Source organism: Streptomyces flavotricini (assembly GCF_020639365.1).
GTDB lineage: Bacteria > Actinomycetota > Actinomycetes > Streptomycetales > Streptomycetaceae > Streptomyces > Streptomyces flavotricini.
On the sequence record NZ_JAINUL010000001.1, the window covers coordinates 2531519 to 2554818 of the forward strand.

Consider the following 23300-nt stretch of genomic DNA (forward strand, 5'->3'; position numbering starts at 1 on the left):
CGCCGCGCCGCCTCCGCGGAACGGACGGCGGCCGCGAACGCGGGCGCCGAACTCGTGGCAGGCCGCGCCGCGAAGGCGGCGCGCCGGGGGGCCGCGGGGACCGGCGCGCTGGAGTTCCGGGCGTGCCCCGCCGTGGAGGAGCTGCCCTCCCCCGTGCGCTGCGCGACCCTGCGGGTGCCGCTCGACTACGCGCGGCCCGACGGACCACAGATCGCGCTCACCGTCAGCCGTGTCCCCGCGACCCGGCACGGCGGGGCGGCGCGCCAGGGCTCGCTCGTCCACAACCCCGGCGGCCCCGGCGCCTCCGGGATGTCCTTCCCGCTCGTCGCCGACCTCCCCGAGTGGGAGCGCATCGGGGCCGCCTACGACCTCGTCGGCTACGCCCCGCGCGGGGTCGGCCGTTCCGCCCCGCTGTCCTGCGAGGACCCCGCCGCCCGGGCGAAGGGCCCGACCCAGGTCCCGGCAGAGCCCTCCGCCGCGTACAAGCGGCAGCGCGTCGCCGCCGCCCTGGCCTACGCCCGCGGCTGCGCGCAGCGGGCCGGCGCGGCCCTGCCGTACTACACGACCCTCGACAACGTCCGGGACCTGCACGTGCTGCGCGCCGCGCTCGGCGAGGAGAGGCTGACCTTCTTCGGCGCCTCGTACGGCACCTACCTGGGCGCCGTCTACGCCACCCTCCACCCCGGCCACGTCCGCCGGATGGTCCTCGACTCCGCTGTCGACCCCGACCCGCGCCGCATCTGGTACGTCAACAACCTCGACCAGGCCCCGGGGTTCGAGCGGCGCTGGTACGACTTCCGCGCCTGGGTCGCCCGCCACCACGCCGCGTACCGGCTGGGCGCCACCCCGGAGGCGGTGCAGGCGAGCTACGAGCGCGTACGGGAGGCGGTGGCGCGCACCCCGGCGGGCGGGACGGTCGGGACCGGCGAGCTCCAGGCCGCGTTCCTCCAGGCGGCGTACTACGACGACGTGTGGCCGCAGCGGGCGGCCGCGCTCGGCGCGTTCCTGGCCGGCGATCCCGGCCCGCTGGTCGAACAGGCCCGCCAGGAACCGGAGTCGGCGGCCGCGCGCGAGAACGCGCGGGCGGTGTACACGGCGGTGCTGTGCAACGACGCCTCCTGGCCCGCGGGGTGGGAGACCTGGGACCGCGACAACACGGAACTGGCCCGGCGGGCGCCCTTCGAGACCTGGGCCAACGCCTTCCTCAACCTGCCGTGCGCGTACTGGCCGGTGGATGAGCGGCAGCGGCCGGTGGCGGTCGGCGCTCAGCCGACGGCGCTCCCCCGCACCCTGATCGTCGCGGCGCAGCGGGACGGGGCCACTCCGTACCCGGGTGCGCTGGAGCTGCAGAGGCGGCTCGGCACCGAGGCCGCGCTGGTCACGGAGAAGGGGGCGGGGGCCCACGGAGTGGTCGGCGGACGCAATGACTGCGTGGACCGTCACGTGGAGCGGTACTTGCTCACGGGTGACACCTCAGGGTGGCGTGTCACGTGTGCGCCGCATCCGGAGCCCGCACCGGTGTCGCTGGACGACCGGGCAGCAAGAGGCCCCGGGAAGGTACCCAGGGCTCTGCTGCCGCCAGTCGTCTGAACTTCCGGGCGGGGTCTCCGGCTGCGTCGTTTCGGGGGTCAGGCCGTCATCCGGACCAGCCTCCCGATCCACCGGAGGCCGCTCCCCAGTCAAGAGAGCAGTCTTCCGGTTCCTTCCCCCCAGGGGAGGTATCAGGCGAGTCCGGCCACCAGATCGGCGACGGACTTGCGGCGTCCGGTGTAGAAGGGCACTTCTTCACGGACGTGCATACGGGCCTCGGAGGCGCGCAGGTGACGCATGAGGTCGACGATGCGGTACAGCTCGTCGGCCTCGAAGGCCAGCATCCACTCGTAGTCGCCCAGCGAGAAGGACGCGACCGTGTTGGCCCGGACGTCCGGGTAGCCGCGGGCCATCTTGCCGTGGTCCGCGAGCATGCGGCGGCGGTCCTCGTCGGGCAGCAGGTACCAGTCGTACGAGCGCACGAAGGGGTAGACGCTGACGTAGTCGCGCGCGACCTCGTCGGCCAGGAAGGCCGGGATGTGCGACTTGTTGAACTCGGCCGGGCGGTGCAGGGCCATGTTCGACCACACCGGCTCCAGCGCGCGGCCGAGCTTGGTGCGGCGGAACAGGTTGTACGCGGTCTGCAGCTCGTCCGAGGTCTCGGCGTGCCACCAGATCATGACGTCCGCGTCGGCGCGCAGGCCGGAGACGTCATAGGTGCCGCGGACGGTGATGTCCTTGGCGGCCAGCTGGTCGAACAGCTCCTGGACCTCGTCGGCGTAGCCGCCGCGGTCTTCGGGCAGGACGTCCTTCAGCTTGAAGACGGACCACAGGGTGTAGCGGATGACCTCGTTGAGGTCCTTCGCCTTCTTCCCCGCGTTGGGAATCTTCTCTGGTGCAGTCATGTGTCCATTGTCCCGTGTACTGATCAGTGGTCGGTGCCAGGGGTGCCTTACGCGGAAACCCCGGCGAACGTGGCCTTCACCACGTCGGCGGCCCGCGCGGCGCTCGCGATGCACGCCGGGATGCCCACGCCCTCGTAGAGCGCCCCGCACACCGCCAGGCCCGGCAGGGCCGCGACGGCGCCGCGGATCCGGTCCACGCGGGCGAGGTGGCCGACCGGGTACTGCGGCAGCCCGCCGTCCCAGCGGGTCACGGTGGAGGCGAGCGGCCGGGCCGCGAGGCCCACGGCCTCGCCGAGGTCGTGCAGCGATACGTCGACCAGCTCGGAGTCCTCGCGCCCCAGGTCGCCCTCGTCGCCGTACCGGCCGACCGAGGTGCGCAGCAGGAACAGCTCCGGGTCGGCGCCGGCCCAGGCCCACTTGTTGCTGGAGAAGGTGGAGGCCTTGATGGTCCGCCCGTCGACGGGCGGTACGAGGAAGCCGCTGGCGCCGCCGTCGGTGATCGCGGCGGGCAGTTCGGAACGCCGGAAGGCCATCGTCACCAGGGCCATGGAGGCGTACTCGACGGTCCGCAGCTCGGCGGCCGCGGCCGGCGCGAGCCCGTCCAGCAGCCGGGCGGCGGGACCGGCCGGGAGGGCCAGGACCACGGCGTCGGCGTCGATGGCCTCGGCCCCGGTCACGACCCTCCAGCCTGCGGCCGTACGCAGGAGCTCGCGGACCGGGGTGCCGGTGTCGATCCGCGCCCCGGCCGCCCGGCAGGCCTCGGCCACGGCCTGCGGGAGCCGGCCGATGCCGCCGTCGATCCCGGCGAAGACGGGCCGCCCGGCCTGCTGGGGCTGCTGCGCGGCCGCCCGGCGCTGGAGTTCGCGTACGCCCTCGCCCAGCGAGGCGTGCGTACGGGCGGCCTCGAAGAGCTGCGGGACGGCGGCGCGCATGGAGATGCGGTAGGCGTCGCCGGCGTAGACCCCGCCGAGGAGGGGCTCCACCAGGCGGTCGACCACCTCGTGCCCGAGCCGGGCGGCCACGTACGCGCCGACGGCGACGTCCTCGCCGATCTCGGCGGGCGGCAGTTCGCGTTCGGCCTCGATGCGGGCCAGACCCTCGGCGGAGAGCACTCCGGAGGCGGCGAGCGGCGCCAGGTCGCCGGGGACTCCCATGACGTGACCGCGCGGCATGGGCCGCAGGGCGCCGCGGGTCCACAGGTGGGCGGTGGCGGTGGCGGGCGGCTGGAGGGCCTCGCCGAGGCCAACGGCCCGGGCCAGCTCCAGGGCTTCGGGGCGGCGGGCGAGCACGGATTCCGCGCCGAGGTCGACGGGGGCGCCGGCGAGTTCGCCGGCGAGCAGCTTGCCGCCGAGGCGCGGGCCGGCCTCCAGGAGCGTGACCCGCAGGCCGTCGGCGAGCAGCCGGTGGGCCGCGGCGAGGCCGGCGATGCCGGCGCCGATGACGACGGCGTGGCGGGCCGGGGTGCCTTCGCCGGTGGCGTCGGCAGGGCCGTCCGTACGCATGTCCGCTTCGTGCATGGACACATCGTCTCAGACCGTTCGCCGGACGATCACCGAGGCCGGACCGTGACCGCATCGGGATCGGCCCGGAACCGCCGGAGCGAAACCCGCGGCGGGACCCTGTACGTCACACCGGCGACAACAGCCGATCCTCGGGGGGTTCCACCGATGCGCACCATTCGCAGCAGCAGAGGCACCGCTGTACGGCACCGCGGCGCGGCCGCCCTGGCCGGCCTGTCCCTGGCCGGGGCGCTCGCGCTCACCGGGTGCGGGGCCGGCCAGGACGCGGCGGGCCCGGCCCCGGCCGACAAGGCCGCCGTCCGCGCCCCGGAGGGCGCGGCCCAGGGCAAGCCGGGGGCGGCGGGCGCTCCCCCGGCGGCGGCCGGATCCGCCGGGTCCGACGCGGCCAAGAACGGGCAGCAGCCGGCCGCCGTGCGCCCGAACGTCATCCGTACCGCCACGCTCGCCCTGGAGACGGCGGACGCGCAGAAGGCGCTGGCCGCGGCCCGCACGGCGGCCGAGGGCGCCGGCGGATACGTGGGCAACGAGTCGACCGGACGCGGCGAGGACGGGCGGATGACCTCGACGCTGACCCTGCGCGTGCCGGGCGAGCGCTTCGACGCGGTGCTCGGCGCCATGGAGGGCAGCGGCAGGCTGCTGCACCGCAAGGTCGAGGCACAGGACGTGACGCAGAAGGTCGCGGACGTCGACAGCCGGGTCAGGTCGCAGCAGGCGAGCGTGGCCCGGGTGCGGGACATGATGGACAAGGCCACGGCGCTCGGTGACGTGGTGATGCTCGAGAGCGAGCTGAGCAAGCGACAGTCGGACCTGGAGTCGCTGCTCGCGCAGCAGACGGCGCTGAAGGACCAGACCTCGATGGGCACGATCACGATGGAGGTCTCGGAACCGGCCCCGAAGCCGGCCGGGAAGAAGGACGGGGATCCCTCTTTCACGGCCGCCCTGAAGGGCGGTTGGAACGTCTTCACGACGATCGTGCGCTACCTGGCCCTGGCGGTCGCCGCGGTGCTGCCGTTCGCGGTGACGGCCGCGGTGGTCCTGCTGGTCCTGCGCGTGCACCGGCGGCTGCGCCCGGCGAAGCCGAAGGAGGGCCCGGTCGCGCGGACGATCCCGGCGGCCCGGCCCGCCGACCCGACGGAAACGGCGGAGGCCACCGACTGAACGCCCGCTGCGCCCGTAGCGTGTTCCGCACGAGACGGTGCCACGAGACGGTGGCACGCGCGGTGCGCAGAACGGGGCGGACGATGGCGACGGAACGACTGGTGGTGGTCGGCGGTGACGCGGCGGGGATGTCCGCCGCGTCACAGGCGCGGCGGCTCAAGGGCCCGGCGGAGCTGGAGATCACGGCCTTCGAGCGCGGGCACTTCACCTCGTACTCCGCGTGCGGGATCCCGTACTGGATCGGCGGCCAGGTCCCCGGCCGGGACGACCTGATCGCCCGTACGCCCGAGGAGCACCGCGCCCGGGACATCGACCTGCGCATGCGCACGGAGGTGGTGGAGCTCGACCTCCCCGGCGGCCGGGTCCGCACCCGCGATCTGGATTCCGGTTCCGAGGCCTGGACGGGCTACGACAAGCTCGTCCTGGCCACGGGCGCCCGGCCCGTCCGGCCCCGGCTGCCCGGGATCGGCGCGCACGGGGTGCACGGCGTCCAGACCCTGGACGACGGCCAGCGCCTGATGGACACCCTGCAGCGGACGGAGGGCACCGAGGGCCGCCGGGCTGTCGTCGTCGGCGCCGGCTACATCGGCGTGGAGATGGCGGAGGCCCTGGTCGCGCGCGGGTACGAGGTCACGGTCCTGCACCGGGGCCCGCAGCCGATGGCCACGCTGGACCCGGACATGGGCGCTCTGGTGCACGCCGCGATGAACCGGATGGGGATCCTCACGGTGTCCGGCGCGGAGGTCACGAAGATCCTCACGGACGACCGGGGCGCGGTGCGCGCGGTGGCCACGGCGGCGGGGGACGAGTACCCGGCGGACGTGGTGGTGCTCGGCATCGGCGTGGAGCCCCGTACGGCGCTGGCCCGCGAGGCGGGGCTGCCGCTCGGCGAGTCCGGCGGCATCCTGACGGACCTGTCGATGCGGGTCCGGGGCCACGAGAACATCTGGTCGGGCGGCGATTGCGTGGAGGTCCTGGACCTGGTCGCGGGGTGCATGCGGCACATCCCGCTGGGCACGCACGCCAACAAGCACGGCCAGGTGATCGGTTCGGGCGTGGGCGGCGGCTACGCCACCTTCCCGGGAGTGGTCGGCACGGCGGTGAGCAAGGTCTGCGACCTGGAGATCGCCCGCACCGGCCTGCGCGAGCGCGACGCCCTGGCGGCGGGCCTGCGCTTCGTGACGGCGACGATCAGCTCGACGACGACGGCGGGCTACTACCCGACGGCCGCGGACATGACGGTGAAGATGCTGGCGGAGCTGCGCACGCGCCGCCTGCTCGGAGTCCAGATCGTCGGCGGCGCGGGTTCCGCGAAGCGGGTGGACATCGCGGCGGTGGCCTTGACGGCCGGTATGACGGTGGACCAGGTCGTCTCCCTGGACCTGGGCTACGCCCCGCCCTTCTCCCCGGTCTGGGACCCGGTCCTGGTGGCCGCCCGCAAGGCCGTATCGGCGGTGCGGGCGGCGGGGTAGAACTAGCGGGCCGTCTTCGTGTGGACGTAGTCGACCAGGCGGGTCAGGGCGTCCGGGGGGGTGGTGGGGAGGACGCCGTGGCCCAGGTTGAAGACGTGGCCCTCCAGGCCGGAGGCCGCCGCGAGGACCTCGTCCGTCTTCGTCCGCACGGCCTCCTCGGTGGAGAAGAGCACCGCCGGGTCCAGGTTGCCCTGGAGCGCCTTGCCGGGGCCGACGCGGCGGGCGGCCTCGTCGAGCGCGACGCGGTAGTCCACGCCCACCACGTCCGCACCGGCCTCGCCCATCAGGCCGAGCAGCTCTCCCGTGCCCACGCCGAAGTGGATGCGCGGGACTCCGTACGAGGCGACGGACTGCAGGACCTTCGCGGACGCCGGCATCACCGAGCGGCGGTAGTCCGCCGGGGCCAGCGCGCCGACCCAGGAGTCGAAGAGCTGCACCGCGGAGGCGCCGGCCTCGATCTGGACCTTCAGGAAGGCGGAGGTGATCTCCGCGAGGCGGTCCAGCAGGTCGGCCCAGAGCTCGGGGTCGCCGTACATCAGCGCCTTGGTGTGCTCGTGGTTCTTCGACGGGCCGCCCTCGACCAGGTAGCTCGCGAGGGTGAAAGGCGCACCCGCGAAACCGATCAACGGCGTGGAGCCGAGTTCACCCGTGAGCATGCCGATCGCCTCGGTGACGTACGTGACGTCCTCCGGGGTGAGGTCGCGCAGCTGTGCGAGGTCCTCGCGGCGGCGGATCGGCTGGGCGACGACCGGGCCGACGCCCGGCTTGATGTCGAGGTCGACGCCGATGGCCTTGAGCGGGACCACGATGTCGGAGAAGAAGATCGCCGCGTCGACGTTGTGGCGGCGGACCGGCTGGAGCGTGATCTCCGTGACCAGGTCGGGCCGCATGCACGACTCCAGCATCTGGGTCCCCTCGCGCACCTTGCGGTACTCGGGGAGCGAGCGCCCGGCCTGCCGCATGAACCACACCGGGGTGTGCGGCACCGGCTCCCGCCGGCACGCCTTCAGGAAGGCGGAATCGTACGTCTGACTCGGCTGGCCCTTGGGGCGGTCGTTGGCGCTCACGCGCCAAATCTTCGCACGTATGAAGAAGTGCGCGGCCCGGTGCGGGTGTCCCTGCGCCGCACGGACGCTCGTTCCGCCTAGTCTTCCCCGCATGGCTGCGGCTCAGGGACGATTTTCAGATGGCGCTGACGGTGTGGACAGCGCGGAGGAGAGCTCCGTCCCGCTCCCGTTCCGACGGGCGGTCGACGGCTTGAAGAAGGCGCGGCTGCGCCCGGGGATCGAGATCGACCCCACCAGACCGCCCCAGCGCCTGGCCCCGCACGCCTACGCCCTCGAGGCCGCGGTCGTCGAAGGCGAGGACGATCTGGCCGACGGCCGGCTCATCCTGCTCCACGATCCGTCCGGGCACGACGCCTGGCACGGGACCTTCCGCCTGGTGACGCTCGTACGGGCCGAGCTGGAGCCCGAGATGGCCGCCGACCCCCTCCTGCCCGAGGTGTGCTGGTCCTGGCTGACCGGGGCGCTGGAGGCGCGCGGCCTGGCGTACGGGGAGGCGAGCGGGACCGTGACGATGGCGAGCTCGCACTACTTCGGCGGGCTCTCCGAGCGGCGGCCCGCCACGCAGATCGAGATCAGGGCCTCGTGGACGCCGCGCGAGGGCGTCGGCGGGGTCCCGGACACCTCGGCGCACCTGTCGGCGTGGTGCGAGCTGCTGTGCCAGATCGCCGGGCTGCCGCCGGTCGGGCCGACGGACTCGGGGACGGGCGTGGTGTCCCTGCCACAGCGGCGGGGTCCGCACCACCCGTAGCCGTGGCCCGTACGGCGGCACGCGCCCGGCCACCGTCCGCCGGGGGGGCCGCCGGGCCTCCGGGGGCGCCGAATGCGCTGTGCCCCGTAGAACGGCCGATCGAGTACCTGCGGCGTGGTGTCGGAACCGGGCGCCCCTTGTGGGCTTCTGATCACCCGATGATCGATCGTGCGTCCGAATTGCCCGAATTGTTACTCACCAAATCGTGATCATTCCCTAAAGCCGGGCGGGTGACGTGCCGAAGGAGTCAGTGACCATCCGCACGGTTCGCACCGGCTTCCTTCCCCGAGCCGGCCGTCCCGCCACTCCCCCAGGAGGCCTAGGTGTCCGTTCTTCTCGAGCAGCCCGCAAGCCTGGTCGCCTACCGCCCGAACAAGCCGACGGCCATGGTCGTCGTGGCCGACCCGCGCGTCCGTTCCACCGTGACCCGCCATCTGTGGGCCCTCGGAGTCCGTGACGTGATCGAGGCGTCGTCCATCGCGGAGGCCCGCCCCCGCGTCGGCAGCCCGCGCGACATCTGCGTGGCCGACGTACACCTGCCCGACGGTTCCGGTCTCACCCTGCTCTCCGAGACGCGGGCCGCCGGCTGGCCGAACGGCCTGGCCCTGTCCGCCGCCGACGACATCGGTGCCGTGCGCAACGCCCTCGCGGGCGGCGTCAAGGGCTACGTCGTCACCGGCACGCGGACCAACATCGGGCTCCCCAGCCGGCCCGGCGCCGCCCCCATCGGCGCCGCCGCCGCCCGTATGCACCGCCGCCCCCCGGGTGCCCCGAGCCACCCGGGCGGCTACCGAGAGCTCTCCGGCCGCGAGGTCGAGGTCCTGCGCCTCGTCGCCGAGGGCCAGTCCAACAAGGCCATCGGCGTCTCGATGGGCCTGTCCGCCCTGACCGTCAAGTCCCACCTCGCCCGCATCGCCCGCAAGCTGGGCACCGGTGACCGCGCCGGAATGGTCGCCGTCGCCCTGCGGACCGGGATCATCCACTGACACCCTCCCGGCAGCCCCCGGGGAAACCCTCCCCCAGCCACCGCTGGGAGGTGCCCCCCGGAGAAGCCGGGGAAACACCCGCGCCGTGCCCCGCGCCCGTCGACGGAACGTTCCGGCGACGGGTGCGTCGTATCCACGGATACCCTTGAGCGGTGACCGACGCCCAAGAGACCGCAGCAGACCTGCGCACCACCACCGGGGGCGGCCCCCCGGACGACGTCGAGAAGGCGCCGATTCCGTTGCTCGAGCCCCGTGAGGGGATCCCTCCGGTGGTCGCCGACGAGGACGCCCTCGCCCGGGTGGTCGCGGCCTTCGCCGCGGGCACCGGACCCGTGGCCGTCGATGCCGAGCGCGCCTCCGGATACCGCTACGGCCAGCGCGCCTATCTGGTGCAGCTGCGCCGCGAGGGCGCAGGATCCGCGCTGATCGACCCGGTCGGCTGCCCCGACCTGTCCGCACTCGGCGAGGCCCTGTCCGGTACCGAGTGGATCCTGCACGCCGCCACCCAGGACCTGCCGTGCCTGCGCGAAATAGGCATGGTGCCCACCTCCCTGTTCGACACCGAGCTGGCCGGCCGCCTCGCCGGCTTCCCCCGGGTCGGACTGGGCGCGATGGTCGAGAGCGTGCTCGGCTACGCGCTGGAGAAGGGCCACTCCGCCGTCGACTGGTCCACCCGCCCCCTCCCCGAGCCGTGGCTGCGCTACGCCGCGCTCGACGTGGAGCTGCTGGTGGACCTGCGGGACGCGCTGGAGAAGGAACTGGACCGGCAGGGCAAACTGGAATGGGCCCGGCAGGAGTTCGACGCCATCGCCGCCGCCCCGCCCGCGCCGCCGCGCAAGGATCCGTGGCGCCGTACGTCCGGCATGCACAAGGTGCGCCGGCGCCGGCAGATGGCCGTCGTACGGGAGCTGTGGGAGTCCCGGGACCGGATCGCGCAGCGGCGCGACGTCTCGCCGGGCAAGGTGCTGGGGGACGCCGCGATCGTCGAGGCCGCCCTCGCGCTGCCGGCGAACGTACACGCACTGTCCGCCCTGCCCGGGTACGGGCAGCGGATGGGCCGGCGCCAGCTGGAGCAGTGGATGGCCGCCGTGGAGCGGGCGAAGGCCCTGCCCGAGAACGAGCTGCCGCAGCCGGGGGCGACCCCGGCGGGTCCGCCGCCGCCGCGCTCGTGGGCGGACAAGGACCCGGCCGCCGCGGCGCGGCTGGCGGCGGCCCGGACCGCAGTCTCGGCGCTCGCGGAGGGGCTGAACCTGCCCCAGGAGAACTTGATCACCCCGGACACGGTCCGCCGGCTGTGCTGGGAGCCGCCGCAGCGGCTGGAGCCGGAGGCGGTGGCGCAGGCCCTCGCGGGCTACGGCGCCCGCCCGTGGCAGATCGAACAGGTGACGCCGGCCCTGGTACGGGCACTGGCGACGACCGCCTGACGCGGCGACACATCACGCAGAGCCCCCGGCCGTTCGGCCGGGGGCTCTGTGCGTCCCCGCGGTGTCCCGGTTCCGCAACAGCCCCGCCGCACCGCTTTTGAACACGCTCAAACCTCGCTAGGTTTTGAACATGCTCAACAAAGAGTCCGAGGGATACGAGGCATGGGTACGCGACTTCGAGGCCGAGCGGGAGCGGCGCGCGGCGACCGGGGATCCGGAGTGGGAGCGGGGAGCCGCCCTCGATCCGGCGCTCGTACGGAGCCTGCAGCGCTTCCAGGTGGGTGAGGACGGGGACGGCTCGGCCCTGATCGGCAAGGCGGACCGGGCCGGGGACCCGCACTACGCGCGGGCCGTACGGCTCTTCGTGGCGGAGGAGCGGAACCACGCGCGGATGCTGGCGCTGCTCCTGGCGGCCGGCGGGGCCGCAACCCTGGAAGGGCACTGGAGCGACGCCGTCTTCGTACGGCTGCGGCGGCTGCTGGGGCTGCGGGTGGAACTGCTGGTGCTGATGGTGGCGGAGGTGGTGGCCCTGCGGTACTACCGGGCGGTGCGGGACGGGGCCCCGGATCCGCTGACCGCGGAGGTGGCGGGCCGGATCCTGGCGGACGAGGAGCGCCACGTCCCCTTCCACTGCCGGAGGCTGCGGGAGGCCCTGGCTCCGCTCCCGGCGCCGGGCCGCCGGGCCGCCACGCTGGCCTGGCAGGGGCTGCTCGCGGGGGCGGGCGCGGTCGTGGCGGTGGACCACGGCCCGGCACTGCGCCACCTGGCCGTCACCCGCCGCGCGTTCGCCCGGGACGTCCTGCGCTCCTCCGGCCCCCTGGCCGGGGCCATCCGCGGCGCCGGGCCCGCGGCCGGCCTCCGGGAGGCGGCGCGAGTGTGACGTTCGCCGCTCCTCCCGGAGGGGGTGTGCACGCCGGTTACCGGCAAGTAGCATGGCCGGGTGAGCGGGCGCTCAGCCACCGGCCGACCGCCCCCGCGCAGCAGTGCACACCCGCACCTGGAGGAGAGCCAACGTGCCTCGTACCGTCAGGGACGTCGTCTTCGTCGACGGCGTCCGCACCCCGTTCGGCAAGGCGGGCCCGAAGGGCATCTACAACGAGACCCGCGCCGACGATCTCGTCGTGAAGGCGATCCGGGAGCTGCTGCGCCGCAACCCGGACCTGGACCCCAAGAAGATCGACGAGGTCGCCATCGCCGCGACCACGCAGATCGGCGACCAGGGCCTGACGCTGGGCCGTACCGCCGGCATCCTCGCGGGCCTCCCGCAGTCCGTCCCGGGCTACTCCATCGACCGCATGTGCGCCGGCGCGCTCACCGCCGTGACCGCCGTCGCGGGCGGCGTGGCCTTCGGTGCGTACGACGTCGCCCTCGCCGGCGGTGTCGAGCACATGGGCCGCCACCCCATGGGCGAGGGCGTCGACCCGAACCCGCGCTTCGTCTCCGAGAAGCTGGTCGACGAGTCCGCCCTGTTCATGGGCATGACCGCCGAGAACCTGCACGACCGGTACCCGACGATCACCAAGCTCCGCGCCGACGAGTACGCCGTGCGCTCGCAGGAGAAGGCCGCCAAGGCGTACGCCGACGGCAAGATCCAGCAGGACCTGGTCCCGATCTCGGTGCGCAACACCAACGAGGCGGCCGGTGAGACGGGCTGGGGCCTGGTCACCACCGACGAGCCGATGCGCCCGGGCACCACGCTGGAGAACCTGGCCGGCCTGAAGACCCCGTTCCGTACGCACGGCAGGGTCACCGCGGGCAACGCCGCCGGTCTCAACGACGGTGCCACCGCCGCGATCATCGCGTCCGAGGACTTCGCCCGCGAGAACAACCTCCCGGTCAAGATGCGCCTGGTCTCGTACTCCTTCGCGGGTGTCGAGCCGGAGGTCATGGGCTACGGCCCGATCCCGGCCACCGAGAAGGCCCTCGCCCAGGCCGGCCTGTCCATCGAGGACATAGGCCTGTTCGAGATCAACGAGGCGTTCGCGGTCCAGGTCCTCGCGTTCCTGGAGCACTACGGCATCGCCGACGACGACGCCCGCGTCAACCAGTACGGCGGCGCGATCGCGTTCGGCCACCCGCTGGCCTCCTCCGGCGTCCGCCTGATGACGCAGCTGGCCCGCCAGTTCGAGGAGCAGCCGCACGTCCGCTACGGCCTGACGACCATGTGCGTCGGCTTCGGCATGGGCGCCACGGTCATCTGGGAGAACCCGAACTTCAACGCCGAGGGAGACTCCAAGTGAGCACCACCGCTGAGCTCCTGAAGGGCGCGGCCGAGCTGTTCCCGGACGAGGTCGTCACGTCCGCGCACGTCCGCCACCTGGACCTGCCGTTCGGCGCCGGGCGCTTCGCGCTCGTCACGCTGGACAACGGCTTCGACCACACCAAGCCGACCACCTTCGGCCCGCAGTCCCTCGCCAACCTGAACGCGGCGATCGACCAGGTCGAGCAGGAGGCCCTCGCGGGCTCCATCGTCGGCGCGGGCATCACCGGCAAGCCGTTCATCTTCGCGGTCGGCGCCGACCTCAAGGGTGTCGAGCTGCTGAAGCAGCACGACGAGGCGCTCGCCATCGGCAAGGGCGGCCACGACGTCTTCAAGCGCCTCTCCGCGCTGGCCGTCCCCACCTTCGCGTACTACAACGGCGCGGCGATGGGCGGCGGTGTCGAGGTCGGTCTGCACTGCACCTACCGCACCGTCTCGAAGGCCATCCCGGCCTTCTCGCTCCCCGAGGTCTTCCTCGGCCTGGTTCCGGGCTGGGGCGGATGCGCCCTGCTGCCGAACCTGATCGGCGCGGAGCGCGCGGTCTCGGTGATCATCGAGAACTCGCTCAACCAGAACAAGCAGCTGCGCGGCAAGCAGGTCTTCGACCTGGGCATCGCCGACGCGCTGTTCGAGGGCGCGGACTTCCTGGAGCAGTCGCTCCTGTGGACCGCGAACGTCCTGAACGGCACCACCGAGGTCGTCCGCGCGGAGATCGACCGCGGCGAGGCCTGGGACGCGGCCGTCGCCAAGGGCCGCTTCATCGCGGACTCCAAGGTGCACGGCGCCGCTCCGGCCGCCTACCGCGCGCTGGACATCATCGCCGCGGCCAAGGGCGGGGACCTCCAGGCCGGCTTCGACGCCGAGGACACCGCGCTGGCGGACCTCATCATGGGCGGCGAGCTGCGCTCGGGCATCTACGCCTTCAACCTGGTCCAGAAGCGCGCCAAGCGCCCGGCCGGTGCCCCGGACAAGTCCCTGGCCCGTCCGGTCACCAAGGTCGGCGTCGTCGGCGCGGGCCTGATGGCCTCGCAGCTGGCGCTGCTCTTCCTGCGCCGCCTGGAGGTGCCGGTGGTCCTCACCGACATCGACCAGGAGCGCGTGGACAAGGGTGTGGGCTACGTCCACGCCGAGATCCAGAAGCTGCTCGGCAAGGGCCGCATCAACCAGGACAAGGCCAACCGCCTGACCGCCCTGGTGACCGGCGTCCTGGACAAGGCCGAGGGCTTCGCGGACGCGGACTTCATCATCGAGGCCGTGTTCGAGGAGATGTCCGTCAAGCAGAAGGTGTTCGCGGAGGTCGAGGCGGTCGCCCCGGCGCACGCGATCCTCGCCACCAACACCTCCTCGCTGTCGGTGTCGGAGATGGCCTCGAAGCTCCGGCACCCGGAGCGCGTGGTCGGCTTCCACTTCTTCAACCCGGTCGCGATCCTCCCGCTGCTGGAGATCGTCCGCGGTGAGCAGACCGACGACGCCTCGCTGGCCACGGCCTTCGGTGTCGCCAAGAAGCTGAAGAAGACCGCGGTCCTCACCAAGGACGCCCCGGCGTTCGTCGTGAACCGCATCCTGACCCGCTTCATGGGCGAGATCCAGAACGTCATCGACGAGGGCACCCCGGTGGTCACGGCGGAGAAGGCCATCGAGCCGCTCGGCCTGCCGATGTCCCCGCTGGTGCTGCTGGAGCTCGTGGGCCCGGCGATCGGTCTGCACGTCTCCGAGACCCTGAACCGCGCCTTCCCGGAGCGCTTCACCGTCTCCCCGAACCTGGCGGCCGTCGTCAAGGCCGGCAAGCGCGGCTTCTACGTCTACGATTCCGGCAAGCCGGAGCTGGACCCCGAGGTCGCCGCGCTCCTGGTCCAGGGCGATGTCGTCCTGACCGAGGAGCAGGTCCGCGACCGCGTCCTGGACGCGGTGGCGCAGGAGATCGGCCTGATGCTGGAGGAGGGTGTCGTGGCCGAGGCCCAGGACATCGACCTCTGCCTCATCACGGGCGCCGGCTGGCCCTTCCACCTGGGCGGCGTCACGCCGTACCTGGACCGCGAGGGTGTCTCGGAGCGCGTGAACGGCAAGAAGTTCCTCGCCCCGGGCCTGGCGAGCGTCCCGGTCTGAGGCCCGTACGCCTGAACGCCCCGGACGCCCGTCCCCCGGTCAGGGGGGCGGGCGTCCGCCGTTGCGCGGGACGGAGGGAGAAGACGGGACCCGGCGCGGAACCCTCCCGTCCGGGCTGACAGAATGCGGCTATGGCGGATGGCACGACACATTTCAGCCGCCGGAACCTGCTGTTCGCGGGCGGCGCGGTGGCCGCCGGCCTCACGGCGGGCGGTCTGTCCTGGGCGCTGGGCGCCGGGGCCGACGAGCAGGACGACGCGGGCCCGGTCGCCGCTGGCCCGATGGCCGGCGCGTTCGACATGCGGACCGGCGCGCAACTGCTCGCCCCGACTCCGCTGTTCAATGCGACGGGCCCGCAATCGTTCGCGTTCGACGATACGAACGGCCAGGTCTACGTACTGCAGACCGTCGAGGGCGGTATCCGGCTCGACGGCGAGGAGGACCCGCTCGACTCGGGTGATCGCAAGACATCCGGCGATATGTGCCTGACCCGGCTGAGCAGTTCCGGTAAAACGCTCGGGCATATGTATCTGCGCGGCTTCGGCCACGGAATTTCCTGCGGAGTCGAGCCGACCGGTCAGCGCACGTACATATGGGTCGAGGGCCGCGCCGACGCCGAGAGCGGCTACGGCCGCACCGTTGTCCGGGTGCCGTTCAAGGACGGCTCGGTCCTCGACAGTTCGGACGAGTCCGTCCGCCATTTCGACCCGGTTCCCGGATCGACCGACGTCTCGCCCGCACTCGACCTGCCCGGCGGGCGGGTGCTGGTGAGCCACGAGGAGGACGGTGTGCACCGGTTCTCGGTGTACGGGACGGCGGACTTCCTGGAGGGGCGCTTCGACGCCGCACAGACCCTCAGGGCCGGGGTACAGGTCAAGCAGGAGGAGTGGTTCCAGGGCTGCGCCCTGTACGGGGACCACGTCTACGTACTGACCGGGGGCCCGTACACCGGCAAGAGCGGGGACAATCCGCGGAAGTCGGGCGGAAATACGTACGTCTCCGCAATTGACGTGCGCACGGGGAAGGCCCAAGGCCGTCATCACGTGACCGTGGCCCCGGACCTGGTGTACCGGGAGCCGGAGGGAATCGCGGTCTCCATGGCCGGCGGACGGCCGGCATTGTGCATCGGCTTTTCCGTGAAGGCCCAGGACCGGCGTGAGCTGGCGTTGTATCGCTTCACGGCCTGACGGCATTGGCCCTTGGTTAACCCTGCGTCCTTCAGCCGTCAATGTTGCTGCTTATACTACTGCGACACTTCACAGAATCCTTATACCTCCACGGGGGAGGAACCGCACGATGGGCTCCAAGCGGCTGCGCGCCGCGCTCGGCGTTCTGATCACTTCCGGGCTCATCCTCAGCTTCGTCGGGATGCTGATCGCCGTCGCGTTCGTCTCCCTCCCCCTGTTCGCCGGCTGCGCAGCGCTCAGCTACGTCGCCGACCTGATGCTCCACAACACCGAGTCGCCGACGCTGGAGAAGCTGCGCGACTCGCGCTTCGGCCTGACGATGCGCTTCCTCATCCGGCAGTTCCTGCTGCTGGGGCTGTGCGGAGCCATCGCCGACATCGAGTCGTTCGTGGCGCAGATGACCACCATCGGCCTGCTCCTGCTGTTCATCCTGCAGCTCGCGTACGGCGCGCTCCTCAAACACGTCCGCAAGATGCGCAACGAACTGCCGTTCACCACGCGCGGGCTGGACCTGGAGGCGCTCGGCATCCGCCGCATGCCGCACCCGTTCCTGATGAACAAGCACGTCCGCAAGACGTTGCACCTGGACATCCCGCTGGTGGCCGGGGCGCTGGCCACCATCGCGACGGACGACTGGCGCTTCGTCACGTACGGCATGATCACCACCGTCTTCCTCGCCTACTTCTCGCTGCTGGTGCTGGTGCCCGACGCGCGCAACGCGCTCAAGCTGCCCACCACCGACGAGGCCATCGAGGAGCTCAACCACCAGCTGGCCGAATACCGACCCCAGGTCGCTCTCTACTTCACCTTCGCGGCAGTCTCCAAAGACTTCATGTACCAGGTGAACATGTGGCTGGAGTCGCTGGAGTCGCTGGAGCTGCGGCCCATCATCGTGCTGCGCGAGCGGGCCACCCTGCGCTACCTGGACGCGACCTCGGTCCCCGTCATCTGCATCCCGAAAGCGGACAATCTCGCCCGTATCGAGATGAACGAGCTCCGTGTCGCCCTCTACCCCGGCAACGCGGGCAAGAACGTCCACATGCTCCAGCGCGCCGAGGTCAAGCACGTCTTCATCGGCCACGGCGACAGCGACAAGCTCGCGAGCAGCAACCGGGTCAGCAAGGTCTTCGACGAGATCTGGGTGGCCGGCCGGGCCGGCCGCGACCGCTACGAGCGCATCAAGCACGCCGTGTCGCACCACCAGATCGTCGAGGTCGGCCGCCCCCAGCTGATGCCCCTGCACCGCTGGACCGGCAAGGTCGCCGCCCCCGTCCCCACCGTCATCTACGCCCCCACCTGGGAGGGCTGGACCGACGACGCCTGCTACACCTCGGTCATCCCGGCCGGCGAGAAGCTGATCAAGGCGTTGCTCGACTACGAGCGCGACATCCGCATCATCTACAAGCCGCACCCGCTCACCGGCTCGCGCTCCGCCGAGGCCGCCGCCGCGCACCGCCGCGTCATCGCCCTCCTCGAAGAGGACAACGCCCGGCGCTTCGGACGCAACCTCACCGACTCCAAGGCCGCCGCCAAGAAGCTCGCCCGGATCGACCAGCGCATCGCCGACCTCTCCGAGCGCGGCGTCCGCTCCAAGTACCCGGACCTCACCGAGGAGGAGCGGACCGCGCGCATCCGGCGCAGCCGCAACCAGGCGGGCGCCCTGTACTGGAACGCGGTCCCCGACGCCGCGCACCACGTGGTGACCGAGCGGATCCCGGCCCTGTACGACTGCTTCAACCAGTCCGACCTGCTCATCGGCGACATGTCCAGCGTCGTCTCCGACTTCGTCGCGACCCTGAAGCCGTACGCCATCTTCAACCTCGACGGGCTGCCCGACGAGCAGTTCCGCAACGAGCAGCGCACGGCCTACGCCTCCTACCTGCTCGACGGCGACTGCAACGGTCTGGCCGAGGCCATCGAGGCGACGCTGAACCCCCGCGAGGACGTCATGGCGCCCTACCGCGAGCAGCTGAAGGAATACCTCCTGGGCGAGGAGTACCCGCCCTCGATCGTCCGCTTCAACGCGGCCGCCAACAACCTCTACCGGCGGGGGCTGCGCGACTTCCCCATCGAATACCCGGACCAGGTCCCCTACCCCGTGTAGACGGGCCTCCTCCGGGCGGTCGAGTCGCACCGCCCCACCCCCCGACCGCCGCCCCGCCCCACCGCCGTGCCGCACCCCTCACTCAGGAAGAAGGAGCCTTGTCCTCCAGACCTGTCCCCCACCGCACCGTCGCCGTCGTTCTCGCGGGTGGCACCGGCCAGCGCATCGGGCTCGAAATACCGAAGCAGCTGCTCAAGATCGCCGGCAAGCCGATCCTGGAGCACACGCTCCACGTCTTCGAGAACGCGCCGGACGTCGACGAGGTGATCCTCCTCATGACGCCCGCGTACGTGGAGGACGCCCGCCGCATCGTCGAGCGGGCCAAGCTGGGCAAGGTCACCCGGGTCCTGGCGGGCGGCTCGACCCGCAGCGAGACCACCCGGATCGCCATCGAGGCCGCGGCCGCCGGGCTCGGCGAGGGCGAGGACTGCAACCTGCTGTTCCACGACGCGGTCCGCCCGCTGCTCTCGCAGCGCGTGGTGCGCGAATGCGTCGAGTCCCTCGAGCGCTACCAGGCCGTCGACGTCGCCATCCCGTCCTCCGACACCGTCATCGTGACCCGTACCCACGGCAACGACGGCGAGTTCATCACCGAGGTCCCCGACCGCTCCCGGCTGCGCCGCGGCCAGACCCCGCAGGGCTTCCACCTCTCCACGATCCGCGCCGCGTACGAGCGGGCCGCCGCGGACCCCTTCTTCCAGGCCACCGACGACTGCTCCGTCGTCGTCAAGTACCTGCCCCACGTCCCGGTGCACATCGTCACCGGCGACGACTACAACATGAAGGTCACCCAGCCGGTCGACGTCTTCATCGCCGACAAGCTGTTCCAGCTCGCCTCCCACGCCGCGCCCGCCCAGGCCGGCGAGGCCGCGTACCGCGAGCAGCTGGCCGGCAAGACGATGGTGGTCTTCGGGGGCTCGTACGGCATCGGCGCCGACATCTCCCGCATCGCCGAGGGCTTCGGCGCCCGCGTCTTCGCGCTGGGCCGCTCCACCACCGGCACGCACGTGGAGAACCTCGACCACGTCGAGCAGGCACTGGCCGGCGCCTACGCCGAGACCGGCCGCATCGACTACGTCGTCAACACCGCGGGCGTGCTGCGCGTCGGGCGCCTCGACGAGACCGACAACGAGACGATCCGCGAGGCGCTCGACGTCAACTACCTCGCGCCGGTCAACATCGCCCGGACCTCGTACAAGTACCTCAGCGAGACCCAGGGGCAGCTGCTGCTGTTCACCTCCAGCAGCTACACCCGCGGCCGCGCCGAGTACAGCCTGTACTCCTCGACCAAGGCCGCCATGGTCAACCTGACCCAGGCGCTGGCGGACGAGTGGGCCGAGGACGGCATCCGCGTCAACTGCGTGAACCCGGAGCGCACCGCCACCCCCATGCGCACCAAGGCCTTCGGCCAGGAGCCCTCGGCCTCGCTGCTCACGTCCGAGTCGGTCGCCCTGACCTCCCTGGACGTACTGCTCTCCGAGATGACGGGCCACGTCATCGACGTACGCAAGCAGGACCCGACCGCGACCCCGGCACAGGCGGCAGTGGCGTCCGCGCCGCAGCAGCGCTCCGGTTTCGAGGCGGCGCTGGCGTCCGTACTGGCGCAGGCCACGGAGGACCAGGAGGTCTAGGCGTGACGAACAGGATCTTCGTCGCCGGCGACTCGGCGGCGGCCACCCGGCCCCACGGCCACCTGCCGATGGCGGGCTGGGCCCAGGCGCTCGCGCTGTTCCTCACCGACACGGTCGAGGTGGTCGACTGTGCCCGCGCCCGCGCGAGCTCGAAGAGCTTCCGTGAGGAGGGGCGGCTCCAATGGGTCCTGGACCACTTGGAGCCGGGTGACCACCTGCTCGTCGCGTTCGGTCAGGAAGAGGGGAAGGCGGATCCGGGGCTTCGCACCGAGCCGTTCTCCACCTATCAGGAGCACATGGCCGCGTACGTGCACGGCGCACGTGAGCGGCAGGCCCATCCCGTGATCGTGCTGCCGTACGAGCGCCGCCGCATGGACGCGCACGGCAACGCGGCCCGATCGCCGGGCGACTACCCGCTCGCCGCACGGCAGCTGGCCGACGACGAGCACGTGCCCGTCGTCGACCTGTACGGCCAGAGCCTGCAATGGTGGGAAGAGCTCGGGCCGGAGGGGTCCAAGGGCCCCTTCGCCCACCGGCGTCCGGGTGAGCCGCTGCTGGAGAACGTCCAGGACGGGGACAACGCCCACCTGCGCCCGGAAGGCGCGATCGAGTGTGCCCGGTTCGTCGCCCGCAGCCTCGCCGAGCAGGGTGTCATCCCCTACCCGTGGGTCCGCGATCTCGACCGCCGCCGGTTCTCGTACGAGGAGATGGGCTGGCTGGACGAGGAGACGTTCTCGCACCGTACGCATTCCCGGGTGTCCGAGCCCGCGCCACCCAAGGAGTCCACCGCGTGAACCTCCTCCTTCGCGGACAGGCCGTCGGCGACGCCCCGTCGCCGGGCTCCGTGTACGCGGCCCTGTACACCTCGGCCGACCCGCGACGGGGCGTGGCCCCGGGCGAGACGGTTCAGTTCGGCATGTCCGTGGCACCCGATGGGGGCGCCTCGCGCGGCTGCGCCTACCTCCTGGAGGAACCGCTGGCCGCCGTCGGCGAGATCGTCGGCGTACAGGGGCTGGAGTACTTCCCCCGCCAGCGCTGGTTCCGGGTCCGCGCGGACGCCGGGGAGCAGACGACGGGGGTGCTGCACCTGCGCGTGGGCGAATCGGCCACGGCACGCAGCATCCGGCCCCGGTTGATCGTGGGCATCCCGGACGCCTCCGACCGCAAGATCGTCCGTACGGGAAAACTCGCCGCCGACCCCCTGCTGCTGCGGCCGCGCGGCCCGCGCGGCCTGCGGCTCGTGACCGAACCGGGGCTGCCGGGCACGGTGAACGTACTCTCGGCCGCCGCTGCCGGCAGCACCGGCGTCTCCGTGACGCAGCCGCGGGGAGGCAGGGCGGAACTGTCACCGGACGGCTGGGTCACCTACACGCCCGCCCCCGGTTTCACGGGTTACGACCGGTTCGAGTACACGGTCGCCGCCGCCGCGGCCGGGCAGGTCACCTCGCACGTGAACGTGTTCGTGGGCTCCCTGGACCACATCCCGGGCGCTTTCCCGCAGCACCCGGCGGACAGCGCCCCACGACCGTGGCAATGGCCCGAACTCACCGGGGAGATGCCGTGGCCCCGTCCCTCCGCTCCGCAGAACTGACGAGGATCCTCCCATCATGTACACCGCCGTCGCCGACGTGACCGTCGCCGTCCGGGTCTGCAACCAGGCCGCCGCGCTCGACGCCTGCCTGGCCTCCGTCCTCGTACAGACCATCGGCACGGAGCGGCTGGAGGTCATCGGGGTCGACGACGGGTCGACGGACGAGAGCGGGTCCGTGCTGGCCCGCGCGGCCCACCAGTACGCCTCGTTCATGCGCGCGGGGCAGGTCTCGCCGGGGCTCAGCCCGGCCGGGGCCCGCAACTGGGCGCTCAGCCAGGTGCGCGGACGGTACGTCATCTTCCTGGAGGCCACCGACCGGCTGGCGCCCGACGCCTTGGAGAGGATGGTCGCGGCGGCCGACGCCCACGAGGCCGACGTCGTCCTGGGCAAGCTGGAGAGCTCGGGCCGCCATGCGGTCGAGACCGCGATGTTCCGCAAGAACCAGGCCTACACCGACCTGTACGCCTCGCGCGCGTACTGGTCGCTGACGCCCGACAAGCTGTTCCGCACCAGCCTGCTGCAGCGCTGCGGGCTCGCCTTCCCCACCGACATGGTGATCGGCGACGGCCAGGCCTTCACGGCCCGCGCCCTCATGGGAGCGGACAACGTCTCGGTCGTCGGCGACGCGACCTGCGTGGTCAAGGGCCCCTCGCCGGCGGAGCGGGCGACGCTCCCCGACCGGGTCGCCCTCGCCTCCCGGATGCTGGCGCTGGTCGCCTCCCAGCTGCCGGAAGGGCCGCGCCGGGACAAGCTCCAGTCGCGCCACCTGGAGGTGGAGCTCGGCAGGGCGACCGCGGCCGCACTGCTCGCCGCCACGGACGCGGCGGAGCGGGACCAGGCCCTGTGGGCCGCGGCCGAGGTGCTGCGCGCCCAGGCCTCCCCGGGCGCGCTGGCACTGCTGCCGCGCATGGTCGCCGTACGGTTCGCCCTGCTCGCGCAGGGCCGTTTCGCCGAGGCGCAGCGGATCGCCGCCTTCGAGGCGGACAAGGACCGGCCGGTGGTGCGCAAGACGGTGGAGAACGGGCGGGTGTTCACGACGCTGCCGTTCTTCCGCGATCCGCAGGTCGCCCTGCCGGACGAACTGTTCGACATCACGGCCGACATGACGGTCACCCACCAGCTGCAGAAGGCCCGGTGGGACGGGCCGACGCTGACGCTGGACGGCTTCGCCTTCTACGAGCAGCTGTCGACGAAGGAGCGCACCACCCGGGTCGTGCTGCGGGAGCGGACGAGCGGCGCGCGGGAGAGCTACGCGGTGACGGCCCGCCGGGACGACACGTTGGCCAACGCCAAGGGCAAGCCCCGGGCGATGGGCCGGTTCTCGGCCCGGGTCAACCTGGCGCAGACCTCCAGCGGCTGGCCGCTGGAGCCCGGCACCTGGGACGTGTACCTCGCGGTCGGGTTCGAGGGCGTCACCCAGGAGGTGCGGCTCGGACCGAAGCGGGCCGCCGATCTGGACACCACCGCCCGGATGCCGGTGCCGATCGGATCGGCGCCGGACGCGCGGGGCATGGAGCTGGCGGCCACCCCGTACTACACGGAGTCCGGCGGTCTCACCATCGAGGTGTCCCGGCGGACGCCGCTGCCGCGGCAGGCCTGAGGCCGGGGGCG

The 23300-nt window shown here is 72.4% G+C and carries 18 protein-coding genes; 15 read left to right on the forward strand and 3 right to left on the reverse strand.

The features are described 5' to 3' along the window. Nucleotides 1-1590: alpha/beta fold hydrolase (locus K7B10_RS11355; protein WP_267501373.1), on the forward strand; the 1590-nt coding region annotated here is incomplete at its 5' end. A 131-nt stretch (nucleotides 1591-1721) separates the two neighbouring features. Here K7B10_RS11355 and hemQ read toward each other — a convergent pair. Then, entirely contained in the window at nucleotides 1722-2435 is a 714-nt protein-coding gene (gene hemQ / locus K7B10_RS11360; protein WP_229335988.1) for a hydrogen peroxide-dependent heme synthase, read from the reverse strand. A gap of 47 nt (nucleotides 2436-2482) precedes the next feature. Next, nucleotides 2483-3937, reverse strand: coding sequence for a protoporphyrinogen oxidase (hemG, locus tag K7B10_RS11365; protein ID WP_229344946.1), 1455 nt, complete (start codon nucleotides 3935-3937; stop codon nucleotides 2483-2485). A 165-nt stretch (nucleotides 3938-4102) separates the two neighbouring features. Between hemG and K7B10_RS11370 the strand changes: the two genes are divergently transcribed. Together K7B10_RS11370 and K7B10_RS11375 are read left to right on the forward strand one after the other, a co-directional pair. Next, nucleotides 4103-5113: a DUF4349 domain-containing protein gene (locus tag K7B10_RS11370; RefSeq protein WP_229335989.1), complete on the forward strand. Its 1011-nt coding sequence runs from the start codon at nucleotides 4103-4105 to the stop codon at nucleotides 5111-5113. 83 nt (nucleotides 5114-5196) lie between these two features. Continuing rightward, complete coding sequence (locus K7B10_RS11375) at nucleotides 5197-6585, forward strand: FAD-dependent oxidoreductase (protein WP_229335990.1); 1389 nt, start codon at nucleotides 5197-5199, stop codon at nucleotides 6583-6585. Nucleotides 6586-6587: 2 nt separating this feature from the next. Here the strand turns inward: K7B10_RS11375 and hemE are convergent, their stop codons facing one another. Further along, nucleotides 6588-7652: a uroporphyrinogen decarboxylase gene (gene hemE / locus K7B10_RS11380; RefSeq protein ID WP_229335991.1), complete on the reverse strand. Its 1065-nt coding sequence runs from the start codon at nucleotides 7650-7652 to the stop codon at nucleotides 6588-6590. A gap of 91 nt (nucleotides 7653-7743) precedes the next feature. Between hemE and K7B10_RS11385 the strand changes: the two genes are divergently transcribed. The 12 genes from K7B10_RS11385 to K7B10_RS11440 all read left to right on the forward strand — a co-directional run bounded on the left by K7B10_RS11385 (nucleotide 7744) and on the right by K7B10_RS11440 (nucleotide 23289). Continuing rightward, on the forward strand, nucleotides 7744-8400 hold the full coding sequence (locus K7B10_RS11385) for a DUF3000 domain-containing protein (RefSeq protein ID WP_229335992.1): 657 nt from the start codon (nucleotides 7744-7746) through the stop codon (nucleotides 8398-8400). A 323-nt stretch (nucleotides 8401-8723) separates the two neighbouring features. Beyond that, nucleotides 8724-9386: a helix-turn-helix transcriptional regulator gene (locus K7B10_RS11390; protein ID WP_069922445.1), complete on the forward strand. Its 663-nt coding sequence runs from the start codon at nucleotides 8724-8726 to the stop codon at nucleotides 9384-9386. A 152-nt stretch (nucleotides 9387-9538) separates the two neighbouring features. Continuing rightward, entirely contained in the window at nucleotides 9539-10810 is a 1272-nt protein-coding gene (locus K7B10_RS11395) for an HRDC domain-containing protein (protein ID WP_229335993.1), read from the forward strand. 130 nt (nucleotides 10811-10940) lie between these two features. After that, the gene (locus K7B10_RS11400; RefSeq protein WP_229335994.1) at nucleotides 10941-11690 is read left to right on the forward strand and encodes a ferritin family protein; all 750 of its coding nucleotides are present in this window, start codon (nucleotides 10941-10943) and stop codon (nucleotides 11688-11690) included. Nucleotides 11691-11823: 133 nt separating this feature from the next. Further along, nucleotides 11824-13050: a thiolase family protein gene (locus K7B10_RS11405; protein WP_229335995.1), complete on the forward strand. Its 1227-nt coding sequence runs from the start codon at nucleotides 11824-11826 to the stop codon at nucleotides 13048-13050. Then, on the forward strand, nucleotides 13047-15176 hold the full coding sequence (locus K7B10_RS11410) for a 3-hydroxyacyl-CoA dehydrogenase NAD-binding domain-containing protein (RefSeq protein ID WP_229335996.1): 2130 nt from the start codon (nucleotides 13047-13049) through the stop codon (nucleotides 15174-15176). The genes K7B10_RS11405 and K7B10_RS11410 overlap by 4 nt, the downstream gene beginning before the upstream one ends. A gap of 131 nt (nucleotides 15177-15307) precedes the next feature. Further along, nucleotides 15308-16363: a phage baseplate protein gene (locus K7B10_RS11415; protein WP_229335997.1), complete on the forward strand. Its 1056-nt coding sequence runs from the start codon at nucleotides 15308-15310 to the stop codon at nucleotides 16361-16363. A 109-nt stretch (nucleotides 16364-16472) separates the two neighbouring features. Further along, nucleotides 16473-18467, forward strand: a complete 1995-nt coding sequence (locus K7B10_RS11420) for a CDP-glycerol glycerophosphotransferase family protein (protein WP_229335998.1) — start codon at nucleotides 16473-16475, stop codon at nucleotides 18465-18467. Nucleotides 18468-18565: 98 nt separating this feature from the next. Next, the gene (locus K7B10_RS11425; RefSeq protein ID WP_229335999.1) at nucleotides 18566-20098 is read left to right on the forward strand and encodes a bifunctional cytidylyltransferase/SDR family oxidoreductase; all 1533 of its coding nucleotides are present in this window, start codon (nucleotides 18566-18568) and stop codon (nucleotides 20096-20098) included. 2 nt (nucleotides 20099-20100) lie between these two features. Continuing rightward, on the forward strand, nucleotides 20101-20892 hold the full coding sequence (locus K7B10_RS11430; protein ID WP_229336000.1) for a rhamnogalacturonan acetylesterase: 792 nt from the start codon (nucleotides 20101-20103) through the stop codon (nucleotides 20890-20892). Next, on the forward strand, nucleotides 20889-21689 hold the full coding sequence (locus K7B10_RS11435) for an Ig-like domain-containing protein (RefSeq protein WP_229336001.1): 801 nt from the start codon (nucleotides 20889-20891) through the stop codon (nucleotides 21687-21689). Before K7B10_RS11430 ends, K7B10_RS11435 begins: the two co-directional genes overlap by 4 nt. Before the next feature lie 16 nt (nucleotides 21690-21705). Beyond that, nucleotides 21706-23289 (forward strand): glycosyltransferase family 2 protein, encoded by a 1584-nt coding sequence (locus K7B10_RS11440; RefSeq protein WP_229336002.1) that lies wholly within the window; start codon nucleotides 21706-21708, stop codon nucleotides 23287-23289. The last annotated feature ends 11 nt before the right edge of the window (nucleotides 23290-23300 follow it).

Coding starts and splice junctions, on each gene's coding strand:
- hemQ (WP_229335988.1), bottom strand. CDS start 2,435: ATGACTGCACCAGAGAAGATTCCCAACGCGGGGAAGAAGGCGAAGGAC.
- K7B10_RS11370 (WP_229335989.1), top strand. CDS start 4,103: ATGCGCACCATTCGCAGCAGCAGAGGCACCGCTGTACGGCACCGCGGC.
- hemG (WP_229344946.1), bottom strand. CDS start 3,937: ATGCGTACGGACGGCCCTGCCGACGCCACCGGCGAAGGCACCCCGGCC.
- K7B10_RS11400 (WP_229335994.1), top strand. CDS start 10,941: ATGCTCAACAAAGAGTCCGAGGGATACGAGGCATGGGTACGCGACTTC.
- K7B10_RS11375 (WP_229335990.1), top strand. CDS start 5,197: ATGGCGACGGAACGACTGGTGGTGGTCGGCGGTGACGCGGCGGGGATG.
- K7B10_RS11440 (WP_229336002.1), top strand. CDS start 21,706: ATGTACACCGCCGTCGCCGACGTGACCGTCGCCGTCCGGGTCTGCAAC.
- K7B10_RS11420 (WP_229335998.1), top strand. CDS start 16,473: ATGGGCTCCAAGCGGCTGCGCGCCGCGCTCGGCGTTCTGATCACTTCC.
- K7B10_RS11415 (WP_229335997.1), top strand. CDS start 15,308: ATGGCGGATGGCACGACACATTTCAGCCGCCGGAACCTGCTGTTCGCG.
- K7B10_RS11385 (WP_229335992.1), top strand. CDS start 7,744: ATGGCTGCGGCTCAGGGACGATTTTCAGATGGCGCTGACGGTGTGGAC.